We start from the raw sequence: 21,409 nt of genomic DNA, 5'->3' as shown, positions 1-21,409 counted from the left end.
CAGCGGTGCGCCAGTCAATTCAGCAACGAGACTCTTACTCGTAATTGACCATGACTTCGCTGCTCACTACCCGTAATCCCGGTGGCAGCGTCCCGCTGCCGGCAAAACCAAACACCATATGCAGGGTTTCTCCAGCGTTAAGATGTGCCAGCCCGCGCGTGGTGCCGCTGGCACCCTCAAGCGTGGTGCAGCGCTGTTCGCCGCACAGCCGCACTTCCAGGCCCGACGGCGCAGGTCTGCTCAGCTCATAACGCCAGTTAATGATGCTGACCTCCCCGCCAACATCGGCGGGTGGCGTCAGCGGCTGCGTCCGTTGCCAGCTGCCGCGATTCGCCAGCAGCGGTCCGTTGGCCGTGGCGCTCCAGGCCCCCCCGGCCGCCTGAACCAGCATCGGCAGCATGAAGAGCACCAACAGCAGCCCGCGCATTATTTGCCTCCGATGGTGGCAGTCATACGGATCTGGCGGTTGTCGCTCAGTTCCAGATTCGAGAGCACCACCAGCTGCGGCAGATTGCGGCGCAGGAACCGTGCCAGCAGCGCACGCAGCGGATGATTGACCAGCAGCACCGGTGGCGCACCCAGCATCTCCTGACGCTGCAATGCCGCCTGTGCCTGACTCAACAGCCGATCGGCCAGCCCCGGCTCCAGGCCGCCACCGCCCTGCAACGCCTGTAACAGCAGACGCTCAAGCGTGGAATCCAGCCCGATAACCTGCACTTCATCATTGCCCGGGAACCACTGCTGAGTAATTGCGCGACCCAGCGCCACACGGACTACGCTGGTCAGTTCCTGCGGATCGCTCTGTACCGGCGCATGTTCCGCCAGTGTTTCGATAATAGTGCGCATATCGCGAATCGAGACCCGCTCAACCAACAGGTTCTGCAGTACCTTATGCAGCGTGGTCAGTGAGATCACCCCCGGCACCAGATCTTCGGTCAGCTTCGGCATCTCCTGCGCCACGCGATCCAGCAGCTGCTGCGCTTCCTGACGGCCAAACAGCTCACTGGCGAACTGGCCGATCAGATGGTTGAGGTGTGTTGCCACCACGGTACTGGCTTCTACTACGGTAAAGCCCTGGATCTGCGCCTGCTCTTTCAGCGCGCTGTCGATCCAGACCGCCGCCAGGCCAAAGGCCGGATCGACAGTTGCTTCTCCCGGCAGACTGCCGGCAGCCGTGCCTGGGTTAATCGCCATCCAGCGGCCCGGATAGGCATCCCCACTGCCAATCTCCACCCCTTTCATCAGAATGCGATAGCGCGCAGGTGGCAACTCCATGTTGTCACGGATATGCACCACCGGCGGCAGGAAACCGACATCCTGCGCAACTTTCTTACGGATACTGCGGATACGGCCCAGCAGCTCGCCATTTTGCTGATGATCGACCATCGGAATCAGGCGATAGCCCACTTCCATGCCCAGCGTATCTTCCAGCTGTACATCGGTCCAGGATGCTTCAGTGGCGGCGGGCGTGTCCGCTGCCGCTTTGTTGCTGATGCTGCCAGCAACGTCCACTTTCTTCTTCGGCTGCGTTTCGCGTCCGCGCAGCCACCAGGCCAGACCCAGCAAGGCGGCGGTGAACAGCAGGAAGACGAAGTTAGGCATGCCTGGCACCAGACCCAGCAAGCCAATCACCCCGGCGCTGAGCATCAGCACGCGAGGATCCTTAAACAGCTGGGTGACCATCTGCTCGCCGACATCCTGATCGGTGGCGACGCGCGTCACGATAACACCGGCTGCGGTAGAGATAACCAGCGCCGGGATCTGCGCAACCAGGCCATCACCGATGGTCAGCAGCGTATAGGTCTCTGCGGCGTGCCCCACATCCATACCGTGCTGCACTACGCCCACCAGCAGGCCGCCGATGACGTTGATCACCATGATCATGATACCGGCGACGGCATCACCACGAACGAACTTACTCGCACCGTCCATCGAACCGTAGAAGTCCGCTTCCTGGGTCACTTCAGCACGGCGGCGTTTAGCTTCATCTTCACCGATCAGCCCGGCGTTGAGGTCGGCATCGATCGCCATCTGCTTACCAGGCATCCCGTCCAGTACAAAGCGCGCGCCCACTTCGGCGATACGACCGGCACCCTTGGTGATAACCATGAAGTTGATGATGACCAGGATGATAAACACCACGATACCGATGGCGAAGTTACCGCCCACCAGGAAGTGACCGAAGGCTTCAACGACCTGTCCTGCCGCAGCGGCACCGGTGTGCCCCTCCATCAGGATGATACGGGTTGAGGCCACGTTCAGTGCCAGACGCAGTAACGTAGAGAACAGCAGAACAGTCGGGAACGCCGCAAACTCCAAAGTCCGCTGGGTGAACATCGACACCAGCAGGATCATGATCGACAGCGCAATGTTAAAGGTGAACAGCAGATCAAGAATGAACGGCGGTAATGGCAGAACCATCATCGACAGGATCATCAGGATCAGCACCGGCCCGGCCAGCACCTGCCACTGCATATCTTTAAAGTTGCCCGGTAAACGTAGTTTTGCGGCCAGGTTATTAGCCATCGTTTTTGCTCTCTCCTGCAAAGTCCATCTCTGCCGGAACCGGCAGGTTTTTTGGTTTGGTTGGGATCAGGCCGCCTTCGCGCTTCCAGCGACGCGACTGCCAGACCCACGCCAGTACTTCTGCCACGGCAGCATAGAGCGCGCCGGGGATGTGCTGACCAATTTCGGTATGTCGGTATAACGCACGCGCCAGCGGCGGTGCTTCCAGAACCGGGATGCGGTGTTCAGCAGCCAGTTCACGAATTCTCAGGGCGATCTCGCCCGCGCCTTTCGCAACCACTTTCGGCGCGCTCATCTTCTTCTCGTTGTACTGCAATGCCACTGAGTAGTGCGTCGGGTTCGTGACGATGACATCGGCTTTTGGCACATCGGCCATCATTCGGCGGCGCGCGGCGGCGCGCATCTGCTGCCGGATGCGCCCTTTAACGTGCGGGTCACCTTCCTGCTGCTTATGCTCGTCACGGATCTCCTGCATCGACATCTTCAGCTTTTTGAAGTGGCTGTAGAGCTGCCAGAAGACGTCATATCCCACCATCGGGATCAGCCCCAGCATCACCAGCGAACAGCAGACCGCGATCATCTCCATGCCGTGAATCAGCGCGGTGACGGGCGCTTCACTGATCAGCCGCAACATTTCCGGCCAGTGACTCCAGATGTACCACCAGCCTACTGCGCCCACCAGAATGGTTTTGAGAATGCCTTTAAACAGTTCGGTCCACGCCTGTGCCGCAAACATTCGCTTAAAACCGGCCATCGGATTGAGCTTTTTCAGGTCGAACTTGATCGATTTGCCGCTGAAAATGATACCGCCAAGCAGCATGGGCGCGGCAATCGCCACCAGCACCAGCCCGCCCATCAGCGGCAGCAGCGCCATCAGTGCCTGGGTGATCAGGCTGCCGATGTGGCTGACGATAATTTTGTCATCCCTGACCATGCCGTGGTCAAAACGGAGCCCGGTGGCCACCATGGCCGCCAGCCGGTGCGCCATCATATTGCCGCCCATCCACAGGATCATGATGCCGGCCAGCAGCATCAGCAGTGACGTCAGTTCGCGCGAACGCGGAATCTGGCCCTCTTCACGCGCTTTCTCAAGTCGGTGGGCCGTGGGCGATTCTGTTTTGTCTTCGTCGCTATCTTCAGCCACGACAAACCTCGGTTGGCAGGAATTCTGAGCTTAGAATGCCAAATCTGGCTTAAGTTAAAGCGGAGATAAGATGGGGAAAACAGGCGTTCTTTCGGGGATGGGTCTGACAATGCGGAACGGGGCCACCCGAAGGTGACCCTGTTTTTGACGCCGGGAGCCGTTTTGCCCGCCCGCAGGCGGACAACACCGGATCAGAATCCTAAGCTGTCCAGCAGGTCATCAACCTGATCCTGGTTCGCCACCACGCCCGGTGCATCGGCGTGGATCTGCGGACCATTCAGCAGGCTGGTGCCTTCCTGACGCTTCTCAGCGCTGACTTCTGGCATGTTCTCCAGCAGCACCATTAACAGCTGGCGCTCAATCTCCTGGATCACATCCATCATGCGCTTGATTACCTGACCAGTCAGGTCCTGGAAATCCTGTGCCATCATGATTTCAAGCAGCTGCTTGTTGGTAAAGGCGGTGTGCTCTGGCACGGCGGTGAGGAATTCGCGCGTATCCGTCACCAACTCCCGCGCATCACCCAGTTCAATCGGGTTCTCAAACCACGCATCCCAACGCCCTTTCAGCTGAGTTGCCCCGGCTTCCATCTTATCCTGATGGGGTTGTGCTGCTTCAACACAGTTCAGCGCACGGTCGGCTGCCTGCGCCGTCATTTGCACCACATAATCAAGACGATCGCGGGCATCAGGAATGGCTTCAGCTGCATCGGCAATGGCTTTATCCAGCCCCAGCTCGCGCAGACTGTCGCGCAGCATGCGCGTCAGTGAGCCAATACGTGAAATGATGTCGTGTGCCGCGGCATCCTCAGTTGGTTTCGGAAAGTCGCTCATCACATCCCCTTACATGCCCAGTTTTTCGAAAATTTTGCCCAGCTTCTCTTCCAGGGTTGCCGCAGTGAATGGCTTCACCACATATCCACTGGCTCCCGCCTGGGCGGCGGCGATAATGTTCTCTTTCTTCGCTTCCGCGGTCACCATCAGCACCGGCAGCGAACTCATCGCCGCGTCGGCACGAATAGTCTGCAGCAGCTGCAGGCCATCCATGTTTGGCATGTTCCAGTCGGAAATCACGAAGTCGAAGCCACCCGCTTTCAGTTTGCCAAGGGCATCCACACCATCTTCCGCTTCTTCTACGTTATTGAAGCCCAGCTCTTTCAGCAGGTTACGCACAATACGACGCATCGTATTGAAATCGTCTACTACCAAAAAGCGCATGTTTTTATCAGCCATATCTACTCCTGAGTTGTCTCGCCCGGCGGGACGGGCCTGTTAAATACGCAATGCCTGTCCGGCGCTAATTTTCGCCAGCATGTGCTGGCTGATGTTGCTTAAATCCACGACTTCGCTCACGCCGCCTGTGGCGATGGCCTCACGCGGCATGCCAAATACCACACAGCTGGCTTCGTTCTGGGCGATAGTCCAGGCACCTGCCCGATGCATTTCCAGCATCCCGGCGGCACCATCATTGCCCATTCCGGTAAGGATGACCCCTACCGCATTTCGTCCGGCGTACGTTGCCACCGATTTAAACAGCACATCCACTGAGGGTTTGTGCCGGTTGACCGGTGGACCTTCATTCAGTTTCACCACATAGTTGGCACCACTTCGGGCCAGCTCCATGTGCATCGCGCCTGGCGCGATATAAGCGTGCCCCGGCAGAATACGCTCACCGTCTTCGGCCTCTTTCACCGTGATCTGACACAGCTTGTTCAGACGTTCGGCAAAAGAGCGGGTAAAGCCTGGCGGCATATGCTGGGTAATCAGCAGCGCCGGACTGGTGGCCGGTAACGGCTGCAGCACGTGACGAATCGCCTCGGTGCCGCCGGTAGAGGAGCCAATCGCAATCAGCTTCTCACTACTCAGCAGTGGCCCCGCTTTCAGCGTCGCGGGCACCGGCATCGCTGCACGGTTGTGCAGGCGGGCCCGGGCCGCCGCGCGGATTTTGTCGCCAATCATCTGGCTGTAGCCCAGCATGCCTTCGCGGATGCCGAGCTGGGGTTTGGTGACGAAATCCACCGCCCCCAGTTCCAGCGCACGCAGGGTGATTTCGGAGCCTTTTCCGGTCAGCGATGAAACCATCACCACCGGCATTGGCCGTAACCGCATCAGTTTTTCCAGGAAATCGAGGCCATCCATGCGCGGCATTTCCACATCCAGCGTCAGCACCTGCGGATTGAACTGCTTGATCAAATCGCGGGCGACCAGCGGATCGGGCGCCGTAGCGACCATCTCCATATCCGGATGGCTGTTGATGATCTCGGTCATCAACTGCCGCATCAGCGCAGAGTCATCTACGCACATCACGGTGATTTTGCTCATCATCTTTCCTTCGTCAGTCCATAGACGGTTTGTCCACGCAGCCAGAACTCTTTACTGATCTGACTAAAGTTTTCTGAGTGTCCGGCGAACAGGATGCCACCCGGCTTCAGCAGCGGCACAAACCGACGCAGAATCTTCTCCTGCGTCTCTTTATCGAAATAGATCATCACATTGCGACAGAAAATTGCGTCGAACTGACCCGGCAGCGCCCAGTCGTTGGCCAGCAGGTTAAGCTGTGCGTAGGTGACGAGGTTGGTCAGCTCAGGACGCGCCCGCACCATTCCGGCGTGTGGACCGGTGCCGCGCAGGAAGAAGCGCTGCATTTGCGCGGGTGACAGCGTGCGCAGCTCTTCCTGGCGATAAACACCCGATACCGCTTTTTCCAGTACCTGGGTATCAATATCGCTGGCATGAACCTGGAACTTGCCCGGTCCGGTACCCAGCGTTTCCGCCAGTGTCATCGCGATGGAATAAGGCTCTTCGCCGGTTGACGCCGCGGTACTCCAGACGCTGAAATTGCCCTGGCGCTTACGTGCATGCTCCGCCAGAATCGGGAAGTGATGCGCTTCGCGGAAGAACGCGGTCAGGTTGGTGGTCAGGGCGTTGATAAACGCCTGCCACTCGGCACTGTTCGGATCGGACTCCAGCAGCGCCAGGTAGCGACCGAAATCATCGATATTCAGCGTACGCAGGCGACGAACCAGGCGGTTGTAGACCATCTCACGCTTGTGATCGGCCAGTACGATACCGGCACGCTGATAGATCAGCTGGCTGATACGACGAAAATGCGTATCGGAGAGCGGTAAACGCTGCACCATCTGCGACAGCAGCGTTGTCGTCTCACTTTGATCTAAAATTGTCGATTTTTTCATCTCTGCACCTGGCCCGAACTGAATATATTATTTTTCTGCTGCGATGCCCGGCGGCTAAATGGCGGCCGGGCCACGGGCGATTAAAAGGTTTCCCAGTTGTCGTCGCTGCGTACCGCAGACGAACGACCAACGGCTAACGGTGCATCTGACTGGAGCGTTTTTGTCGCCGTTGTCTTGTTAACGGCCTGAGCGACAAATTCTTTACCAATATTGAACACTGATACCGCTTGTTTTAAGTGACTTGCCTGATCTTCGAGCGCTGCAGCTGCTGCCGCTGACTCTTCAACCAGTGAGGCGTTCTGCTGCGTGACGCGATCCATCTCGGTCACCGCAAGGCCCACCTGGTCAATGCCACGGCTCTGTTCGTCTGACGCAGAGGCGATCTCGCCCATGATGTCAGTGACGCGTGTGACCGCGCTGACGATGTTGCTCATGGTGTCACCGGCGCTCTCTACCAGCACCGAGCCGGTATTAACGCGGCTAACGGAATCTTCGATGAGACCTTTAATCTCTTTGGCGGCCTGGGCGCTGCGCTGCGCCAGACTGCGTACTTCACCCGCCACCACGGCAAAGCCGCGGCCCTGCTCACCGGCACGGGCTGCTTCAACCGCCGCATTCAGTGCCAGGATGTTGGTCTGGAAGGCGATGCCGTCGATCACACTGGTGATATCGGCAATTTTCTTAGAGCTGCCCGCAATCTCTTTCATGGTGGTGACCACGCCATCCACCACTTTGCCGCCCTGCTGTGCGGTTTCAGAGGCGGTCAGCGCCAGCTTCGACGCCTGACGGGCGTTTTCGGCATTCTGCTTCACGGTCGCGGTGAGCTGCTCCATGCTGGCAGCAGTCTGCTCCAGCGAGGCGGCCTGCTGTTCGGTACGCGAAGAGAGATCGTTATTGCCGATGGAGATTTCGCTGGCACCGGTATAGATGGCTTCCGAGCCGTCACGGACGGTGCGGACAGTGCGTGCCAGCTCCTGCTGCATATGCTGCAGTGACGTCAGTAACTCACCAATTTCGTTGCGCACGGTAATCTCAACCGGCTGAGTCAGATCGCCGCGTGCGATGTGCTGGATGTGCTCAATGCTCTGACGCAGAGGACGGATCAGCACCGAGCGCATGACGTTCCACACCAGGATAATCATCAGCAACGTCACGGCCAGCGTGGCGATGACGATAGTGATGGAGCGGCTGTAAGCCTGCTGGTTGGCTTCCACACCCTGCTGTGACAGTGCTTTGTTGTTCTCAAGCCAGGCACTGTAATCTTTCTGGAACTTGTCCTGGAAACTCTGCGTTGGCTGATCCACAAAGCCTTTGAAGTTGCCGGTGGTGAAGAACACCATCAGTTCTGCCAGCGCATCGTGATAGGCCTTGTAGTTCGCCTGCAACGCCAGAACGTTTTCAGCCGTTTTGCCCTGTTCTGACAGGTTATCGTTGAAAATCTGATAGTTGACTTCAGCCTGTTTCAGCTCCTCGCCCGCCAGTGCGACCAGCTCTTTTACGCTGGCGCCCGATCCCGACATCTGCGCATCCTGCAGAAAACGGATACCGGCGCGGTTAAGGGTATTGCGCGCCTGAACCAGCGAAACCCATGAGGTGCCCATCGCCTGTTGCAACGTATTCAGACGCTGGTTGTAGGCAAAATTCTCTTTATCTGAACTGACAGTTTTGAAAAACATTCCGCCGGAAAACAGCTGCAGCAGCGCAAACAGCGCCAGCACACTCAGCAGGCCGGAAACAACGCGCACTCGACTAAACATAAACACCTCATTGGTTGGCGATTCGTGTTTATTTATCGGCGGCGTCGGGGGGAACTTTATGCGTGGCAACGGCTTTAAACCGCCACCACGCTGAAAGGCAGAAAATCAGGCGCGGGAAATTTTGAAAACCGAGACAGCCTGGGTGAGGACGCTGGCCTGCTGCTCCAGTGCGGCAGCGGCAGCGGCAGACTCCTCCACCAGCGAGGCGTTCTGCTGGGTCACGCGATCCATTTCGGTGACGGCCAGACCGACCTGCTCAATACCGCGGCTCTGCTCGTCTGATGCAGAGGCGATCTCGCCCATGATATCGGTTACGCGGGTCACGGCACCCACAATCTCATTCATGGTGCTGCCGGCGCTTTCAACCTGCAGTGAACCGCTGTTAACGCGAGACACGGAGTCCTCGATCAGGCCTTTGATCTCTTTAGCGGCCTGAGCACTGCGCTGTGCCAGGCTGCGCACTTCACCGGCCACTACCGCAAAACCGCGCCCCTGTTCCCCGGCACGCGCCGCTTCAACCGCGGCATTCAGCGCCAGGATGTTGGTCTGGAAGGCGATACCGTCGATCACGCTGATGATGTCTGCGATCTTCTTCGAGCTGCCCGCAATCTCTTTCATGGTCGTCACCACGCCGTTCACCACTTTGCCGCCCTGCTGCGCGGTTTCCGAGGCGGTCAACGCCAGCTGCGAGGCCTGACGGGCGTTGTCAGCATTCTGCTTCACCGTGGCGGTGAGCTGCTCCATGCTGGCTGCAGTCTGCTCGAGTGAGGCGGCCTGCTCTTCGGTGCGGGCTGACAGGTCGTTGTTACCGGCGGCGATTTCACTGGCACCGGTAAAGATAGCGTCAGATCCGTCACGTACATTACCGACCGTCATCACCAGCGATTGCTGCATCTCCTGGATGCCGGCCGCCAGCTGGCTCATCTCATTGCGTCCTTCAACCACAATTGGCTGGGTCAAATCGCCGGATGCGATAGCGCGAATCTGCGCCAGCAGCTGTTGCAGCGGCTGAATCAGAACCTGACGCAGGCCAAACCAGCATGCAATAATCACCGCGAGCACCGCAACGCCAATGATAGCCAGCAGCCACATCATCTGCTTAAAGGCTGTCTGATTCTGTTCCATACCTTTATCGGAGAGTTCGGTCTGACGCGCCCGCCATTGGTTGTAACTCTCCTGCATCGCCACCTGCTTCTGCTCAATATTCTGTTTAAACATTCCTTCCAGGTCACGCGCCTGTAAACTTTTCACCATCGCTTTCAGGCCGTTTTCGTAATTAGCGTAATCGGCTTCCAGCTTGTCGCCCATGGTTTCATCAAGGCCCGGCGTAGTTGGCAGATGGTAATAAATTTTAAAGTGGCGATCGGCTTCCACCAGCTGCTTATTGGCTTTGGTGATCAGCTCATCAAGCTGACCGCCGTTCATCTGCGATGCCATGCTGGTCTGTAAGCGCAGCATGCCGCGGTTCAGCGTGGTACGGCTGTTATTTAATGAAATATAAGCGTCTGTCATCTCGGTGACATTGCGGTTAGAGACCTGTGACAGTGCAAAGGACTCTTTGTCTTTATTAAGCGCTGACCAGAAAAGGCTGCCAGCCACTAACTGGAGCGCGCCAAAGATAACCAGGACTGCGATTAAACTGGTCACCACTTTTATTTTTTTTAACATCTCGTTCCCCTGCAGGTTAATTTAGGTGCAGCGGCTATATCGGCGTGTTTATAGGATTAATTAACGCTTTTCAGCGCTTTCAGAAGAGAAGTGGCTTTTGTAATTAATTTTATTAGCAGGAGCTGCTGAGTTTGGCTTTAAGCAGAGGAATAAAGGGGGTGGCTGCGCATCCCACAGGATGCGCAGCTTTACATCAGAAGGTTTCCCAGTGCGTATCACTGACCGGGGCCGTCAGGGCTTTGCGCGGTGCCAGCGGCGCCGTGGCGGGCGCGGCAATCGGCAAATGCTTTGTCAGCGTCTGCCTGGCTTCACGTTTGATTTTAAAGACCGAGACTGACTGGCTTAACCGGCTGGCCTGATCTTCCAGCGAAGCGGCCGCTGCCGCGGACTCTTCCACCAGCGAGGCGTTCTGCTGGGTGACGCGATCCATCTCGGTGACGGCCTGCCCGACCTGATCGATACCGCGACTCTGCTCATCCGACGCCGAGGCGATTTCGCCCATGATATCGGTGACGCGCGTGACCGCACTGACGATATCGCTCATGGTTTCCCCGGCGGTACCGACCAGTTGCGAACCCACGCTGACGCGGTTGACTGAATCGTCGATCAGTCCTTTGATCTCTTTGGCGGCCTGGGCGCTGCGCTGCGCCAGACTACGCACCTCGCCTGCGACCACCGCAAAACCGCGCCCCTGTTCACCGGCACGCGCCGCTTCAACGGCGGCGTTGAGCGCCAGAATATTCGTCTGGAACGCGATGCCATCAATCACGCTGGTGATGTCAGCAATCTTCTTCGAACTGCCGGCGATTTCGCTCATGGTTTTCACCACGCCAGCCACCACATTACCGCCTTTTTCTGCGGTTTCGGACGCGCTGAGTGCCAGCTGTGACGCCTGGCGGGCGTTCTCGGCGTTCTGTTTCACGGTGGCGGTGAGCTGCTCCATACTGGCCGCCGTCTGTTCCAGTGATGCCGCCTGTTGTTCGGTGCGGGCGGAAAGATCATTGTTTCCGGCAGAGATCTCACTGGCACCGGTGAAAATCGCATCCGATCCGTCACGCACATTGGTCACGGTGCGGACCAGCGACTGCTGCATTTCATGCAGGCTGGCGGCGAGTTGCGTCATCTCGTTACGCCCTTCCACCGCGATCGGCTGGGTTAAATCGCCCTGGGCAATATGCTGAATGTGATTAATGCTGTTGTTGAGTGGTGTCATCACGATTTTGCGCAGGCCAAACCAGCAGAGCACGATCACGGCGATCACAACGACCATAATGGCGGCAAGAATCCACATCATACGGCTGTAAGCGTTACTGTTCTCGGCCACGCCCAGCGTGGTCAGGCGACTCTGATCGGCGCGCCATTCGCGGTAAAGCGTCAGAAACGCACTCTGGCTCGGGGCCACCGGGGCTTTTGCGGCTGCGGCCATATCATTGACCTGCAGCGCACTCTGCAGGCTGTTCAGCGCGCCCGCATAATCACTGAAGCGCTGGTCAAGCTGATTGTTAAGCTGCTCATCCTGCCCTGGGGTATCTGGCGTCTCTTTGAACGTCTTGTAGAAACCCGCTGCAGCCTGCTGGAAACGCTGACTTTCCTCAAACAGCGAGGCGATATCGGCCGTTTTACCTTCCAGTTTACTGGTGGCGATACGCAGCTGAATGCGGGTCAGCAACACACGACTCTGGTTAAGGCTCATATAGGCGTCATTAAGCGCCTGGGTGTTTTGCATCGCCAGCTGCGACACGGCAAAGCTCTGCTTGTCGTGGCTTAATGCGGAGTAGAAAACAGAACCGGAGAAGGCCTGTAACAGCCCGAACACCAGCAACACCAGTAGCAGGCTGGTGACCACACGGATTTTCGTTAACATGAGTAACCCTGAAAAATGTAGGTAATTTAAAAGTGACAGTGAGATTATCGGCAGGTGACAGCAGGAAATTAGGGGGAAGTGCGGTTTTAAATATATGAATTCAAACGAAACCATTACATATTGTAACTATCACGGACCAGCCGAAGCCAGCCCGTGATGATGCAATTACGCGGTACGCAGGTTATCCACCAGCGCCATCTCGTCGCTGCTCAGCAGCTTCTCAATGTCGACCAGAATCAGCATGCGCTCGCCCAGCGCACCCAGACCAGTCAGGTACTCGGTAGACATGGTTACCGCGAACTCTGGTGAAGGACGGATCTGATCCTGGGTCAGTGACAGCACGTCAGAAACGCCATCGACCACGATACCGACCACGCGATTTTCCAGATTCAGCACGATGACCACGGTGTTGTCATTGTACTCAACGTCAGGCTGCGCAAACTTTACGCGCAGATCGATAATCGGCACGATTACGCCGCGCAGGTTCGTGACGCCGCGGATGAATTCAGGGGTATTCGCAATACGCGTTACCTGATCGTAACCGCGAATTTCCTGAACTTTGAGGATATCGATGCCGTACTCTTCGTCGCCCAGCGTGAAGACCAGAAACTCCTGACCCACAGTTTCGCCAGCAATTTTTGTCACGGTTGCCATTCCATTCATGTTATTTACCCTTTCGTTATCTGTCAGGCGGCAGCGCCGGCCACACGTTTTTCGCGGTTAAGTGACTGCAGTGCTGATACATCAACAATCAGCGCTACGCTACCATCGCCAAGAATGGTCGCGGCGGAGATGCCCGGCACTTTGCGATAGTTACTTTCCAGGTTCTTCACCACCACCTGATGCTGACCAATAAGCTGATCGACCAGCAGCGCGTAACGTTTGCCCGCGCTCTGCAGGATCACCACGATGCCCTGCGTGGCCTCGGTTTTGGCACCCTGTACATCAAAGACGTTCCACAACTCGACCAGTGGCAGATATTCACCACGCACTTCCAGCACGCACTCGCCTCCCGCCAGCGGTTTCAGCTCTTCGGCACGCGGTTGCAGTGATTCCATCACCGCATTCAGCGGCAGAATAAAGACTTCATCAGCCACGCGAACAGACATGCCATCAAGGATGGCCAGCGTCAGTGGCAGCAGGATACGAATAGTGGTGCCTTTGCCCTGCTTCGAGGCGATTTCAACGTGACCGCCCATCTCCTGAATATTTCGTTTCACCACGTCCATTCCGACGCCGCGTCCTGAAACATCCGTCACCTGCTCCGCCGTAGAGAAGCCCGGTGCGAAGATCAGCATGCCGACCTCTTCGTCGCTCATGTTCTCGTGAACCGGCAGGCCCGATGACAGGGCTTTAGCCAGAATACGTTCACGGTTCAGGCCGGCACCATCATCTGACACTTCGATACAGATGTTGCCGCCCTGGTGTTCCGCGGAAAGCGTCAGGTTACCCGTGGCCACTTTACCGGCCACCAGACGTTTCTCGGGGGTTTCGATACCGTGGTCAAGACTGTTACGCACCAGGTGCGTTAATGGATCGATGATACGCTCAATCAGGCTCTTATCGAGTTCGGTGGAACTGCCCAGCAGGGTCAGTTCCACCTCTTTGCCGAGTTTGCTCGCCAGGTCACGCACCAGACGCGGGAAGCGGCTGAAGACATATTCCATTGGCATCATACGAATCGACATCACCGATTCCTGCAGGTCGCGGGCGTTACGTTCCAGCTGCCCCATGCTGTTCAGCAGGTCGCCGTGCGCCACCGGGTCGAGTTCACCGGAACGCTGGGCAAGCATTGACTGGGTAATGACCAGTTCACCCACCAGGTTGATCAGCTGATCGACCTTCTCTACCGCAACACGGATGCTGGTCGATTCGCTCGACTTGGCCGGTGCCGCGACGCGCTTACTTTCACGCTTCACCGCTGCCACGGGCAGTTCGGTAACGCTGGCGGTGTGAACCTCTTCTGCCTCGGGTGCGGCGGCTACAACAGCAGCAACCGGCGCGGCAACGGCTTCGTCAGCCTCCGGGAAACGGATCTGCGCTTCGTCGATGACGAAGCAAAGCACCGCCACGATGTCATCTTTACCGACGCCATCAATGCAGACGTCCAGCGTGGTGCTGCCCTTCTGCACATTGGTCAGGGTGCCGAGATTGCTCATCTCTTCCAGCATCAGGTCGACTTCTTTCTCTTTGAGGTCGATCAGCTGTACCCGCAGGCCGCTGGTGCTGGCGGGTTCTGCGCTGGCAGTGGTTACCGTAGCCGGAACATCAACCGGCAGACCTTTGGCCTCGAGCGCCAGCTGGCGCAGCGCTTCACAGATATATTTGAAGCTCTCCGCGTTAGGCTCCTGCGCGGTTTTATAAGCATCGAGCTGTTCCTGCATAATATCTTTGGTTTCCAAAAACAGGTTGATGATGTCGGTGCTGAGCTGCATCTCGCCGCGACGAGCACCATCCAGAATGTTTTCCAGGATATGAGTCGTTTCCTGTAATACCGTAAAACCAAAGGTTCCGGCCCCACCCTTAATGGAGTGAGCGGCACGGAAGATGGCGTTAAGCTGTTCCGAATCTGGCTCCTGCGGGTCCAGGCCCAACAGGTGTTGTTCCATATCCGCTAACAGCTCATCGGCTTCATCAAAAAACGTCTGGTAAAAATCGCTGATGTCCATACTCACGGGAATCACCTCGGCTGTGAGGGGGCTGCTGTATTCACCGCGCTGCCTGGTGTTGCAGGTGCGGTAATCTGTTCAATGGCCGCCGGATCGCTGATCTGGACGGCATCACTTTCTGCGTTCTCTTTTTCTATTGCTGCTTCGGTGTCGTGGTTCAACACCAGCAGGCTGATGCGGCGATTAACTGCGTCGTTACCGCCACGATTTTTCAGGCGCATGGTGTCGGCCATACCTAACACCCGTAAAACTTTGCCGCTATCTAGGCCGCCCATCACCAGTTCCCGGCGTGAAGCGTTAGCGCGGTCGGTAGAGAGTTCCCAGTTGCTGTAACCCTTGTCACCGCTGGCATACTGAAAATCATCGGTATGTCCGGCCAGGCTGATGCGGTTCGGAATATCGTTAAGGATCGGCGCGATGGCACGCAGAATATCGCGCATATACGGCTCCACCTCCGCCCGACCGGTCTTAAACATCGGGCGATTCTGGCTATCGATAATCTGAATACGCAGCCCCTCTTCCACCATGTTGATGATCAGATGCGGCCGCAGCGCTTTCAGACGCGGATCCGCTTCAATCATCTGGTCGAGCTTTTCACGCAGCCGGTTAAGGCGAATCTCATCCAGCTTGCGTTTCTGGGCGTCCATATCGACGACTTTGTTCACTTCGCCAATCTTTTTGGTCGGATCGTCACCGCCGCCAGGGATCGGGCTATCGCTGTCGCTGCTGCGCGCGCCGCCGGTAATTGCGACTTTAAGCGGCGTTTTGAAGTAGTCCGCAATCTGCACCAGCTCCTGCGGGTTGGCGATCGACAGCAGCCACATCACCATAAAAAAGGCCATCATCGCCGTCATAAAGTCGGCGTAGGCAATCTTCCACGATCCGTGGCTGCCTTCATGGCCTTTATGTTTGCGCTTTTTGATCAGCACAATTGGGCGATTGCCGTGTTTCATGAAGCCTCGTCTGAAGTCTGTTTAGCCGGGTTCTTAGCGTTACGTACATGCTCTTCCAGTTCGCTGAACGATGGGCGCTCGGCGGAGTAGAGCGTCTTACGACCAAACTCCACTGCAATCTGCGGCGCATATCCGTTCAGGCTCGACAGCAATGTCACCTTGATGCACTGCATCATCTTGGTGGTTTCTGCACATTTCTGACGCAGTACTGACGCCAGTGGAGAAACGAATCCGTAGGCCAGTAAAATGCCCAGGAAGGTTCCCACCATCGCATGGGCCACCAGCGCACCGAGTTCAGCAGCCGGACGGTCGGCTGAAGCCAGCGCATGGACCACGCCCATTACCGCGGCGACGATACCGAATGCCGGAAGACCATCGCCTACTGCAGAAATACTTTGCGCTGGTACGTCACACTCGTGTTCGTAAGTCTCAATCTCTTCATCCATCAACGCTTCGATTTCAAAGGCGTTCATGTTGCCGCTGACCATCAGGCGCAAATAGTCAGTAATAAAATCTACTAACTGTTTATCGGCAAGGATGCGGGGATAATTAGCAAAAATTTCACTCTGACTGGGATCTTCAATATCGCGTTCCAGCGATAACATCCCCTGCTGACGCGACTTCGCCATCAGGCGATAAAGCAGCGCCATCAAATCCATGTAAACGGCTTTGTTGTATTTGGAGCCGCGAAATAACTTTGGCAGCGCCTTCAGCGTTTTTTTAATCGACTTGCCATTGTTACCGACTAAAAAAGCACCGGCACCGGCACCGCCGATCATTAATAATTCGGCTGGCTGATAAAGCGCGCCCAGATGGCCACCTACCAGCGCATATCCGCCCAACACGGAGCCTAAAACAATCAGGTAACCTATAATTATCAGCACAAAAAAATCCTTACGTCCGTAACGTGTTGGTGGAAATTTAGCCAGAGAGCAGCAGGTGTTATTCCTGAACCGCAAGCAAAAAAAAAGCAGCGGTATTAACCGCTGCTGGATGGCTTCCACAATGCGAACAAACTTAAACGGCGTGTTTAACCTGTTCATCCAGCAGTTGTGGAAACATATCGGCAGGTTCTGCAGAAAGTTTACGTCTTTTTACGGCACGTGATGGCGGCTGGCACAGGCTGCAGGTAAAGCTCCCAACCGGCTGATGCGCATGATTAATAAAGCTGCCGTTGCAGCATTTGCAATCCGCCAGTTCCAGCATACCGCTATCAACGAATCGGACCAGGGTCCAGGCACGAGTCAGCGCCAACAGCGGGCCCTCGTCCGATTGAGGACACTGTTCAAGATACAGGCGGTAGGCTTTGATTACGGCATCTACACCGCTGCACAGGCCAGTTTTCAGTAAAAATTTCCAGGCGTTACAGAACATAGAAGCATGTATGTTCTGCTCCCATGTCATAAACCAGTCCGTGGAGAACGGCAGCATGCCTTTTGGCGGCGGACTGCCACGTAATTCTTTATAGAGCTTGATCAGACGACCACGGCTCAGCTGAGTTTCACTCTCTAACATCTGTAAGCGCGCACCTAAAGTGATGAGCTCCATAGCGAGCTGAATATCACGTGCTTCCTGAACGATACTTTTCTCACTCATGACATTGCTCTCTTTTTAGCAGGCGCTTCATCTTTAGACGCATTACGCAGTAAACGGCTCGATAATAAAATGCCGGTGTGGATTTGTTGTAAATCATCCACGCGTGATTCCTGCGTCAGGCGATTAATAGTGCTGCTATCGGTAAAACGGAAGTGGCAAACCAGCTGATTGGTTTCCGCCATTTTCACCATCTCAGGCAATGTTAATTCAGATAATGCGTTCGCCATTTTCTCGTCAATGCCGAGGCGAAACATTGCAGAAGCTTTATCCTGGTTAATTAAACGCTGCGCGAGCAGTAAATAAGACAAGTTGAGATCATAAATATGTTTCAGTACTTCAGAGTTGCCCATTATTTTTCCATCCTGAGAGATGCGACGTAACTGTATCGCAGATTAAAATCTGCGGTTCGAGCTGCTGTTTGTTAAATCAAAAGATGGCAAAAAAAACTTCACATAATTTTAATGTCACTGTTTTTCGCCTTCTATTTTCGCGGGTTTCAGACCCACTGAAGGTCGAAAATCCATGCCATTCTATTTTCAAGTTCCGGACATCTTCCGTGACGTCTTCTTACATTTTTTAGGACTATTCCGAAAACAACGCAAATCTATATCGTCTGATTTCGACATACAACGACAGCCGGATGAAATTTTAGATAAAGTGTGACGCAGATCACACTTTTAACGCAAATTTCTTCAGCAATCCTTTACGATTGCTTACTGACTGGTCGTTTTTTGAACAAAAAAGTGTGTTTTTAAGTCCAATTCGTCCTGAGAAAGGTTTAATAGGGGGTAAAAGCATCGCTATTCGTCGCTTTGCGCAGTCCGGAATGATTATCGGGTGTTAATCGTTTTAACACCCTATTTAGAACCACCTAAACGGAGGTTATCAGGATATTATGCTGGTAAGGTGGGACGTTATTTGCTGTTAAATTAGTTACTTAAGGGGAGTGTCGCAGGGTGTGAGTAATGAAATCGTTAAGGCTTCTACGGCAGTAAGGGGGGATTCTGGCAACCTGGTGTTAACAGCGACAGCGGGACGTTCAGGCTCCGAAACCCAATGTAACAAGGGGTTACATAAGAAAGACGAATGAATTAACGGCAGGTTATGCGTTGGCACTATCACTATCGGCAGTCTGAAGAAGAACTTTAGCAAAGTAGCTAAAGAAAGCGGCAGGCAGTGGTATAACAGGGTTTTCGGGGGTCATTGCATAGATCCGGCCACACTCAGCCGCTACTGAGGTCATCGGCACAAAATCGCAACGCAGAGTCTTTAACAGATAGCGGGCGAGTTTTCTGTGATCTGGGCTTAAAAAAAAGCAGCGATACCGTCATAGTATCGCTGCTTCCATTATTGCCCTAAAGGCTCAGGTCAGGCGAGTTTCGGGAAGGTCGCCACCTTATTAACGGTACTGTGGTCAACACTGCGTGGGTCAATGCGCTCCAGGTCCTTCAGGAAGCTCTCACGCCAGGCGGTAATGTCGTTTTTGCGCAGTACCGCCATCATATCGTTGTAGCGTGAAATCCTTTCGGTACGCGGCATGGTAATCGCCTTATCCAGCGCAGCGGCCACTTCATCGCGGTCATACGGGTTCACTATCAGCGCTGAGGTCAGTTCGTTGGCGGCGCCGGCAAAGCGCGACAACACCAGTACACCCGGATCGTCCGGGTCCTGCGCTGCGACATACTCTTTCGCAACCAGGTTCATGCCGTCACGCAGCGGCGTCACCAGCCCCACATCGGTCAGCCGGAAGATCTTCATCAGCAGACGACGGTCGAAATGCTGGTTGAGATAGTAGAGCGGGGTCCAGCCCAGCGTACCGTACTTACCGTTGATGCGCCCTGCTTCAGTCTCCAGCTGATGACGGATGTCCTGATAGGCCTGCACATCGCCACGTGAGGTGGGTGCGATCTGCGAATAGCGGATCTTACCGCGATGCTCCGGGAAGTTCTCCAGCAGCGCTTCATAAGCAAGAAAACGCTCAGGCAGACCTTTGGAATAGTCGAGACGTTCACAGGCAATAATGTTGCGTGCATCGCCCAGCTCTTTCTTCATAGCCGCCATTTTTGGCGGTAGCGGCCCTTCTGCCATCTCTTTAATACTGTCTGGCTCAATCCCGATGGGATAAACCTCAGTCATAAAGGTGTTGCCAAACGCGCGATGCTTTTTGTCGCCTTTATTCTGTAGCTGCGTAAGCTGACTGACGCTGTCCAGGAACGCCACCCGATCGGATTCAGTCTGGAAGCCCAGCAGGTCATATTCACACAGCATTTCCAGCAGCTCTTTGTGCGGAGGCAATGCGTTGAAGATTTCAGGCGTCGGGAATGGAATATGCAGGAAGAAACCGATGCGGTTATTAATACCGGCCCGACGCAGTGCGGCGGCAAAAGGTAAAAAGTGATAATCGTGGATCCAGACAATATCATCAGGCTTGATCAGCGGTTTTAAACGCTGCGCCACCGAATCATTGACGTCGCAATACCCTTCCCACGCTTCACGCTGGAACTGTACCAGGTCGAGGCGGTAATGGAAGGCGGGCCAGATAACTGTATTAGAGAACTGGCAATAATAGAGATCGTAATCGTTCTGACTCAGCGGGAACGAAGCATACTCGATACCCTCATGCTCCTGAACCTTAACGTCTTCAACGTCTTCGCCTGTGAACTCGCTGATTTCACCGTTCCAGCCAAACCACATTCCACCGGTGCTTTTCAATGCATCGAGAATGCCGACTGCCAGGCCACCAGCGCTGGTTTTAGACCCATCTGGCATGGCGACACGGTTAGATACAACCACTAAACGACTCATAACCTAAACTCCTTACCGACGTTGTCTTGATCTAATAGTAATAATGTTTTTTCCAGCCAGCCGTAAACGTCATCGACATCGTTGAGTCGATAATTGGCCTGGCTTGCCCCTTCGCCGACTTTAACTGAGACGCCCTGCCGTTCATTAACGGCCAGAAAGCCCTTCTCATCCGTCAGATCGTCGCCAATAAAGACTGGCGTACGCCCGGCAAAAGGGGGCTGCTGCATAAAGTCGCTGATTGCCGCGCCTTTATCGATGCCTGCAGGTTTAATCTCAACGACACATTTCCCTGGCTGAAGCGCCAGTCCCGGGAAACGCTTCACTGACTGTTCAGCCAGTCGCAACACATCCTGCTCATGCTGCATCGCCTGGCGGTAATGAAGTGCAAAGGCCATGCCTTTCACCTCAAGCTGAGTGCCAGGCCAGCAAGCCATCGCATCCTGCAATTCCTTCCTGAGATTTTGTTCAACCTCAACAGGCAGGCTGATGCGCTGCACATTACCCTCTGCATCACGACGCTCAGCACCATGCACGCCCGCCGCCGGGCCGTGCCACGGCGCAACCAGCGCATCCAGTTGTTCGATGGGTCTGCCGGAGACCAGCGCCAGTGCGCCCTGAGAAAGCGCAGAGAGCTGTTGAAGTTGTGCGATGACCTGCTCAGGAATAAATACCGCTTCGGGACGGGACTGTATCGCTGCCAGCGTGCCGTCGACATCAAAAAAGAAGGCGTACTGCCCGCTGCTTAATGTCGGGTACCTGGCATAGGTGTCTGCCGCTTGGGTCACGTTACTTCTCCTGAAAATCAAATTTAATAAAACATTGAGTTAAAACAAGAATGTCCTGACGCAGTCAGGTCAGCAAGCGGGAAATTCTGATAAAGCGGTGATTGAGGGGTAAAACGCGGTGATTGGATAGGTCACTCTCCTCAAACTTGCAAGCGCATTGCTGACAATACTGGCTAACTGAGAACATCTTCACAATGAGTGTAGTCATTAACAGGGGTTATGCCAGAAATATGCACTTTTCATGCCAGCCGCTGCGGTTAAGTCAGCAGAAAAGCGCCATTCACATCTGTTCCTTTTTTAATAATCGTAGCGGTATCGGTCCGCATCAGGCTGGAGTGATGCTCGTTACTCACCCGGAACAAATGACATTCTTCAAAGCTTAAGTTTCTTAAGGTATTCCTAATATAGAAAGCGCAATCTCGTGACACTTTTATTACTCTGGTTCCTGC

At 55.2% G+C, this 21,409-nt stretch carries 18 protein-coding genes; all 18 read right to left on the bottom strand.

Going from position 1 to position 21,409, the window contains the following annotated elements; translation table 11 throughout:
* Window positions 1-34: 34 nt before the first annotated feature.
* The 18 genes from flhE to otsB all read right to left on the bottom strand — a co-directional run bounded on the left by flhE (window position 35) and on the right by otsB (window position 20,960).
* Window positions 35-427, bottom strand: coding sequence for a flagellar protein FlhE (flhE, locus tag ACTJKZ_RS03260; protein WP_440829211.1), 393 nt, complete (start codon window positions 425-427; stop codon window positions 35-37).
* Window positions 427-2,526, bottom strand: a complete 2,100-nt coding sequence (gene flhA / locus ACTJKZ_RS03255) for a flagellar biosynthesis protein FlhA (protein WP_440829210.1) — start codon at window positions 2,524-2,526, stop codon at window positions 427-429. The genes flhE and flhA overlap by 1 nt, the downstream gene beginning before the upstream one ends.
* Complete coding sequence (flhB, locus tag ACTJKZ_RS03250) at window positions 2,519-3,670, bottom strand: flagellar biosynthesis protein FlhB (RefSeq protein ID WP_161733155.1); 1,152 nt, start codon at window positions 3,668-3,670, stop codon at window positions 2,519-2,521. Before flhB ends, flhA begins: the two co-directional genes overlap by 8 nt.
* Window positions 3,671-3,861: 191 nt before the next feature.
* On the bottom strand, window positions 3,862-4,503 hold the full coding sequence (cheZ, locus tag ACTJKZ_RS03245) for a protein phosphatase CheZ (protein WP_013358224.1): 642 nt from the start codon (window positions 4,501-4,503) through the stop codon (window positions 3,862-3,864).
* A 9-nt stretch (window positions 4,504-4,512) separates the two neighbouring features.
* A complete protein-coding gene (cheY, locus tag ACTJKZ_RS03240; RefSeq protein ID WP_010258559.1) occupies window positions 4,513-4,902 on the bottom strand; it encodes a chemotaxis response regulator CheY in 390 nt (129 codons plus the stop codon).
* Between the two features lie 39 nt (window positions 4,903-4,941).
* Window positions 4,942-5,991, bottom strand: a complete 1,050-nt coding sequence (locus ACTJKZ_RS03235; protein WP_150015331.1) for a protein-glutamate methylesterase/protein-glutamine glutaminase — start codon at window positions 5,989-5,991, stop codon at window positions 4,942-4,944.
* On the bottom strand, window positions 5,991-6,863 hold the full coding sequence (cheR, locus tag ACTJKZ_RS03230; RefSeq protein ID WP_161733157.1) for a protein-glutamate O-methyltransferase CheR: 873 nt from the start codon (window positions 6,861-6,863) through the stop codon (window positions 5,991-5,993). Before cheR ends, ACTJKZ_RS03235 begins: the two co-directional genes overlap by 1 nt.
* A gap of 80 nt (window positions 6,864-6,943) precedes the next feature.
* Window positions 6,944-8,620, bottom strand: a complete 1,677-nt coding sequence (locus ACTJKZ_RS03225; RefSeq protein WP_222925365.1) for a methyl-accepting chemotaxis protein — start codon at window positions 8,618-8,620, stop codon at window positions 6,944-6,946.
* A gap of 105 nt (window positions 8,621-8,725) precedes the next feature.
* Entirely contained in the window at window positions 8,726-10,288 is a 1,563-nt protein-coding gene (locus ACTJKZ_RS03220; protein ID WP_440829209.1) for a methyl-accepting chemotaxis protein, read from the bottom strand.
* 193 nt (window positions 10,289-10,481) lie between these two features.
* Window positions 10,482-12,152 carry a methyl-accepting chemotaxis protein gene (locus ACTJKZ_RS03215; RefSeq protein ID WP_161733163.1) on the bottom strand — a complete coding sequence of 557 codons (1,671 nt, stop codon included), beginning with the start codon at window positions 12,150-12,152 and terminating at the stop codon, window positions 10,482-10,484.
* A gap of 165 nt (window positions 12,153-12,317) precedes the next feature.
* Window positions 12,318-12,815: a chemotaxis protein CheW gene (gene cheW / locus ACTJKZ_RS03210; RefSeq protein WP_150015287.1), complete on the bottom strand. Its 498-nt coding sequence runs from the start codon at window positions 12,813-12,815 to the stop codon at window positions 12,318-12,320.
* A gap of 23 nt (window positions 12,816-12,838) precedes the next feature.
* On the bottom strand, window positions 12,839-14,821 hold the full coding sequence (gene cheA, locus ACTJKZ_RS03205; RefSeq protein ID WP_202604904.1) for a chemotaxis protein CheA: 1,983 nt from the start codon (window positions 14,819-14,821) through the stop codon (window positions 12,839-12,841).
* Between the two features lie 11 nt (window positions 14,822-14,832).
* Window positions 14,833-15,774, bottom strand: coding sequence for a flagellar motor protein MotB (gene motB / locus ACTJKZ_RS03200; protein WP_161733167.1), 942 nt, complete (start codon window positions 15,772-15,774; stop codon window positions 14,833-14,835).
* Window positions 15,771-16,658, bottom strand: a complete 888-nt coding sequence (motA, locus tag ACTJKZ_RS03195) for a flagellar motor stator protein MotA (RefSeq protein ID WP_161733169.1) — start codon at window positions 16,656-16,658, stop codon at window positions 15,771-15,773. The genes motB and motA overlap by 4 nt, the downstream gene beginning before the upstream one ends.
* A gap of 133 nt (window positions 16,659-16,791) precedes the next feature.
* Window positions 16,792-17,370, bottom strand: a complete 579-nt coding sequence (flhC, locus tag ACTJKZ_RS03190) for a flagellar transcriptional regulator FlhC (RefSeq protein ID WP_033732951.1) — start codon at window positions 17,368-17,370, stop codon at window positions 16,792-16,794.
* Entirely contained in the window at window positions 17,367-17,720 is a 354-nt protein-coding gene (gene flhD, locus ACTJKZ_RS03185) for a flagellar transcriptional regulator FlhD (protein ID WP_161733171.1), read from the bottom strand. Before flhD ends, flhC begins: the two co-directional genes overlap by 4 nt.
* Window positions 17,721-18,738: 1,018 nt before the next feature.
* Window positions 18,739-20,175 carry an alpha,alpha-trehalose-phosphate synthase gene (otsA, locus tag ACTJKZ_RS03180; protein ID WP_222925363.1) on the bottom strand — a complete coding sequence of 479 codons (1,437 nt, stop codon included), beginning with the start codon at window positions 20,173-20,175 and terminating at the stop codon, window positions 18,739-18,741.
* Window positions 20,172-20,960 carry a trehalose-phosphatase gene (gene otsB / locus ACTJKZ_RS03175; protein WP_440829208.1) on the bottom strand — a complete coding sequence of 263 codons (789 nt, stop codon included), beginning with the start codon at window positions 20,958-20,960 and terminating at the stop codon, window positions 20,172-20,174. The genes otsA and otsB overlap by 4 nt, the downstream gene beginning before the upstream one ends.
* Between the last annotated feature and the right edge of the window lie 449 nt (window positions 20,961-21,409).

This window comes from Pantoea sp. 22096, assembly GCF_052045955.1.
Classification (GTDB): domain Bacteria; phylum Pseudomonadota; class Gammaproteobacteria; order Enterobacterales; family Enterobacteriaceae; genus Pantoea; species Pantoea alfalfae.
The sequence above is the reverse complement of the archived record's forward strand: the minus strand, read 5'-3'. Positions and strand labels throughout refer to the sequence as shown.

Bases quoted from the DNA above. Each gene is read 5' to 3' on its own strand.
- otsA (WP_222925363.1), bottom strand. From the start codon at position 20,175: ATGAGTCGTTTAGTGGTTGTATCTAACCGTGTCGCCATGCCAGATGGG.
- cheR (WP_161733157.1), bottom strand. From the start codon at position 6,863: ATGAAAAAATCGACAATTTTAGATCAAAGTGAGACGACAACGCTGCTG.
- ACTJKZ_RS03225 (WP_222925365.1), bottom strand. From the start codon at position 8,620: ATGTTTAGTCGAGTGCGCGTTGTTTCCGGCCTGCTGAGTGTGCTGGCG.
- cheZ (WP_013358224.1), bottom strand. From the start codon at position 4,503: ATGAGCGACTTTCCGAAACCAACTGAGGATGCCGCGGCACACGACATC.
- motB (WP_161733167.1), bottom strand. From the start codon at position 15,774: ATGAAACACGGCAATCGCCCAATTGTGCTGATCAAAAAGCGCAAACAT.
- cheA (WP_202604904.1), bottom strand. From the start codon at position 14,821: ATGGACATCAGCGATTTTTACCAGACGTTTTTTGATGAAGCCGATGAG.
- flhE (WP_440829211.1), bottom strand. From the start codon at position 427: ATGCGCGGGCTGCTGTTGGTGCTCTTCATGCTGCCGATGCTGGTTCAG.
- cheY (WP_010258559.1), bottom strand. From the start codon at position 4,902: ATGGCTGATAAAAACATGCGCTTTTTGGTAGTAGACGATTTCAATACG.
- ACTJKZ_RS03220 (WP_440829209.1), bottom strand. From the start codon at position 10,288: ATGTTAAAAAAAATAAAAGTGGTGACCAGTTTAATCGCAGTCCTGGTT.
- flhA (WP_440829210.1), bottom strand. From the start codon at position 2,526: ATGGCTAATAACCTGGCCGCAAAACTACGTTTACCGGGCAACTTTAAA.
- ACTJKZ_RS03215 (WP_161733163.1), bottom strand. From the start codon at position 12,152: ATGTTAACGAAAATCCGTGTGGTCACCAGCCTGCTACTGGTGTTGCTG.
- flhD (WP_161733171.1), bottom strand. From the start codon at position 17,720: ATGGGCAACTCTGAAGTACTGAAACATATTTATGATCTCAACTTGTCT.
- flhC (WP_033732951.1), bottom strand. From the start codon at position 17,370: ATGAGTGAGAAAAGTATCGTTCAGGAAGCACGTGATATTCAGCTCGCT.
- cheW (WP_150015287.1), bottom strand. From the start codon at position 12,815: ATGAATGGAATGGCAACCGTGACAAAAATTGCTGGCGAAACTGTGGGT.
- ACTJKZ_RS03235 (WP_150015331.1), bottom strand. From the start codon at position 5,991: ATGAGCAAAATCACCGTGATGTGCGTAGATGACTCTGCGCTGATGCGG.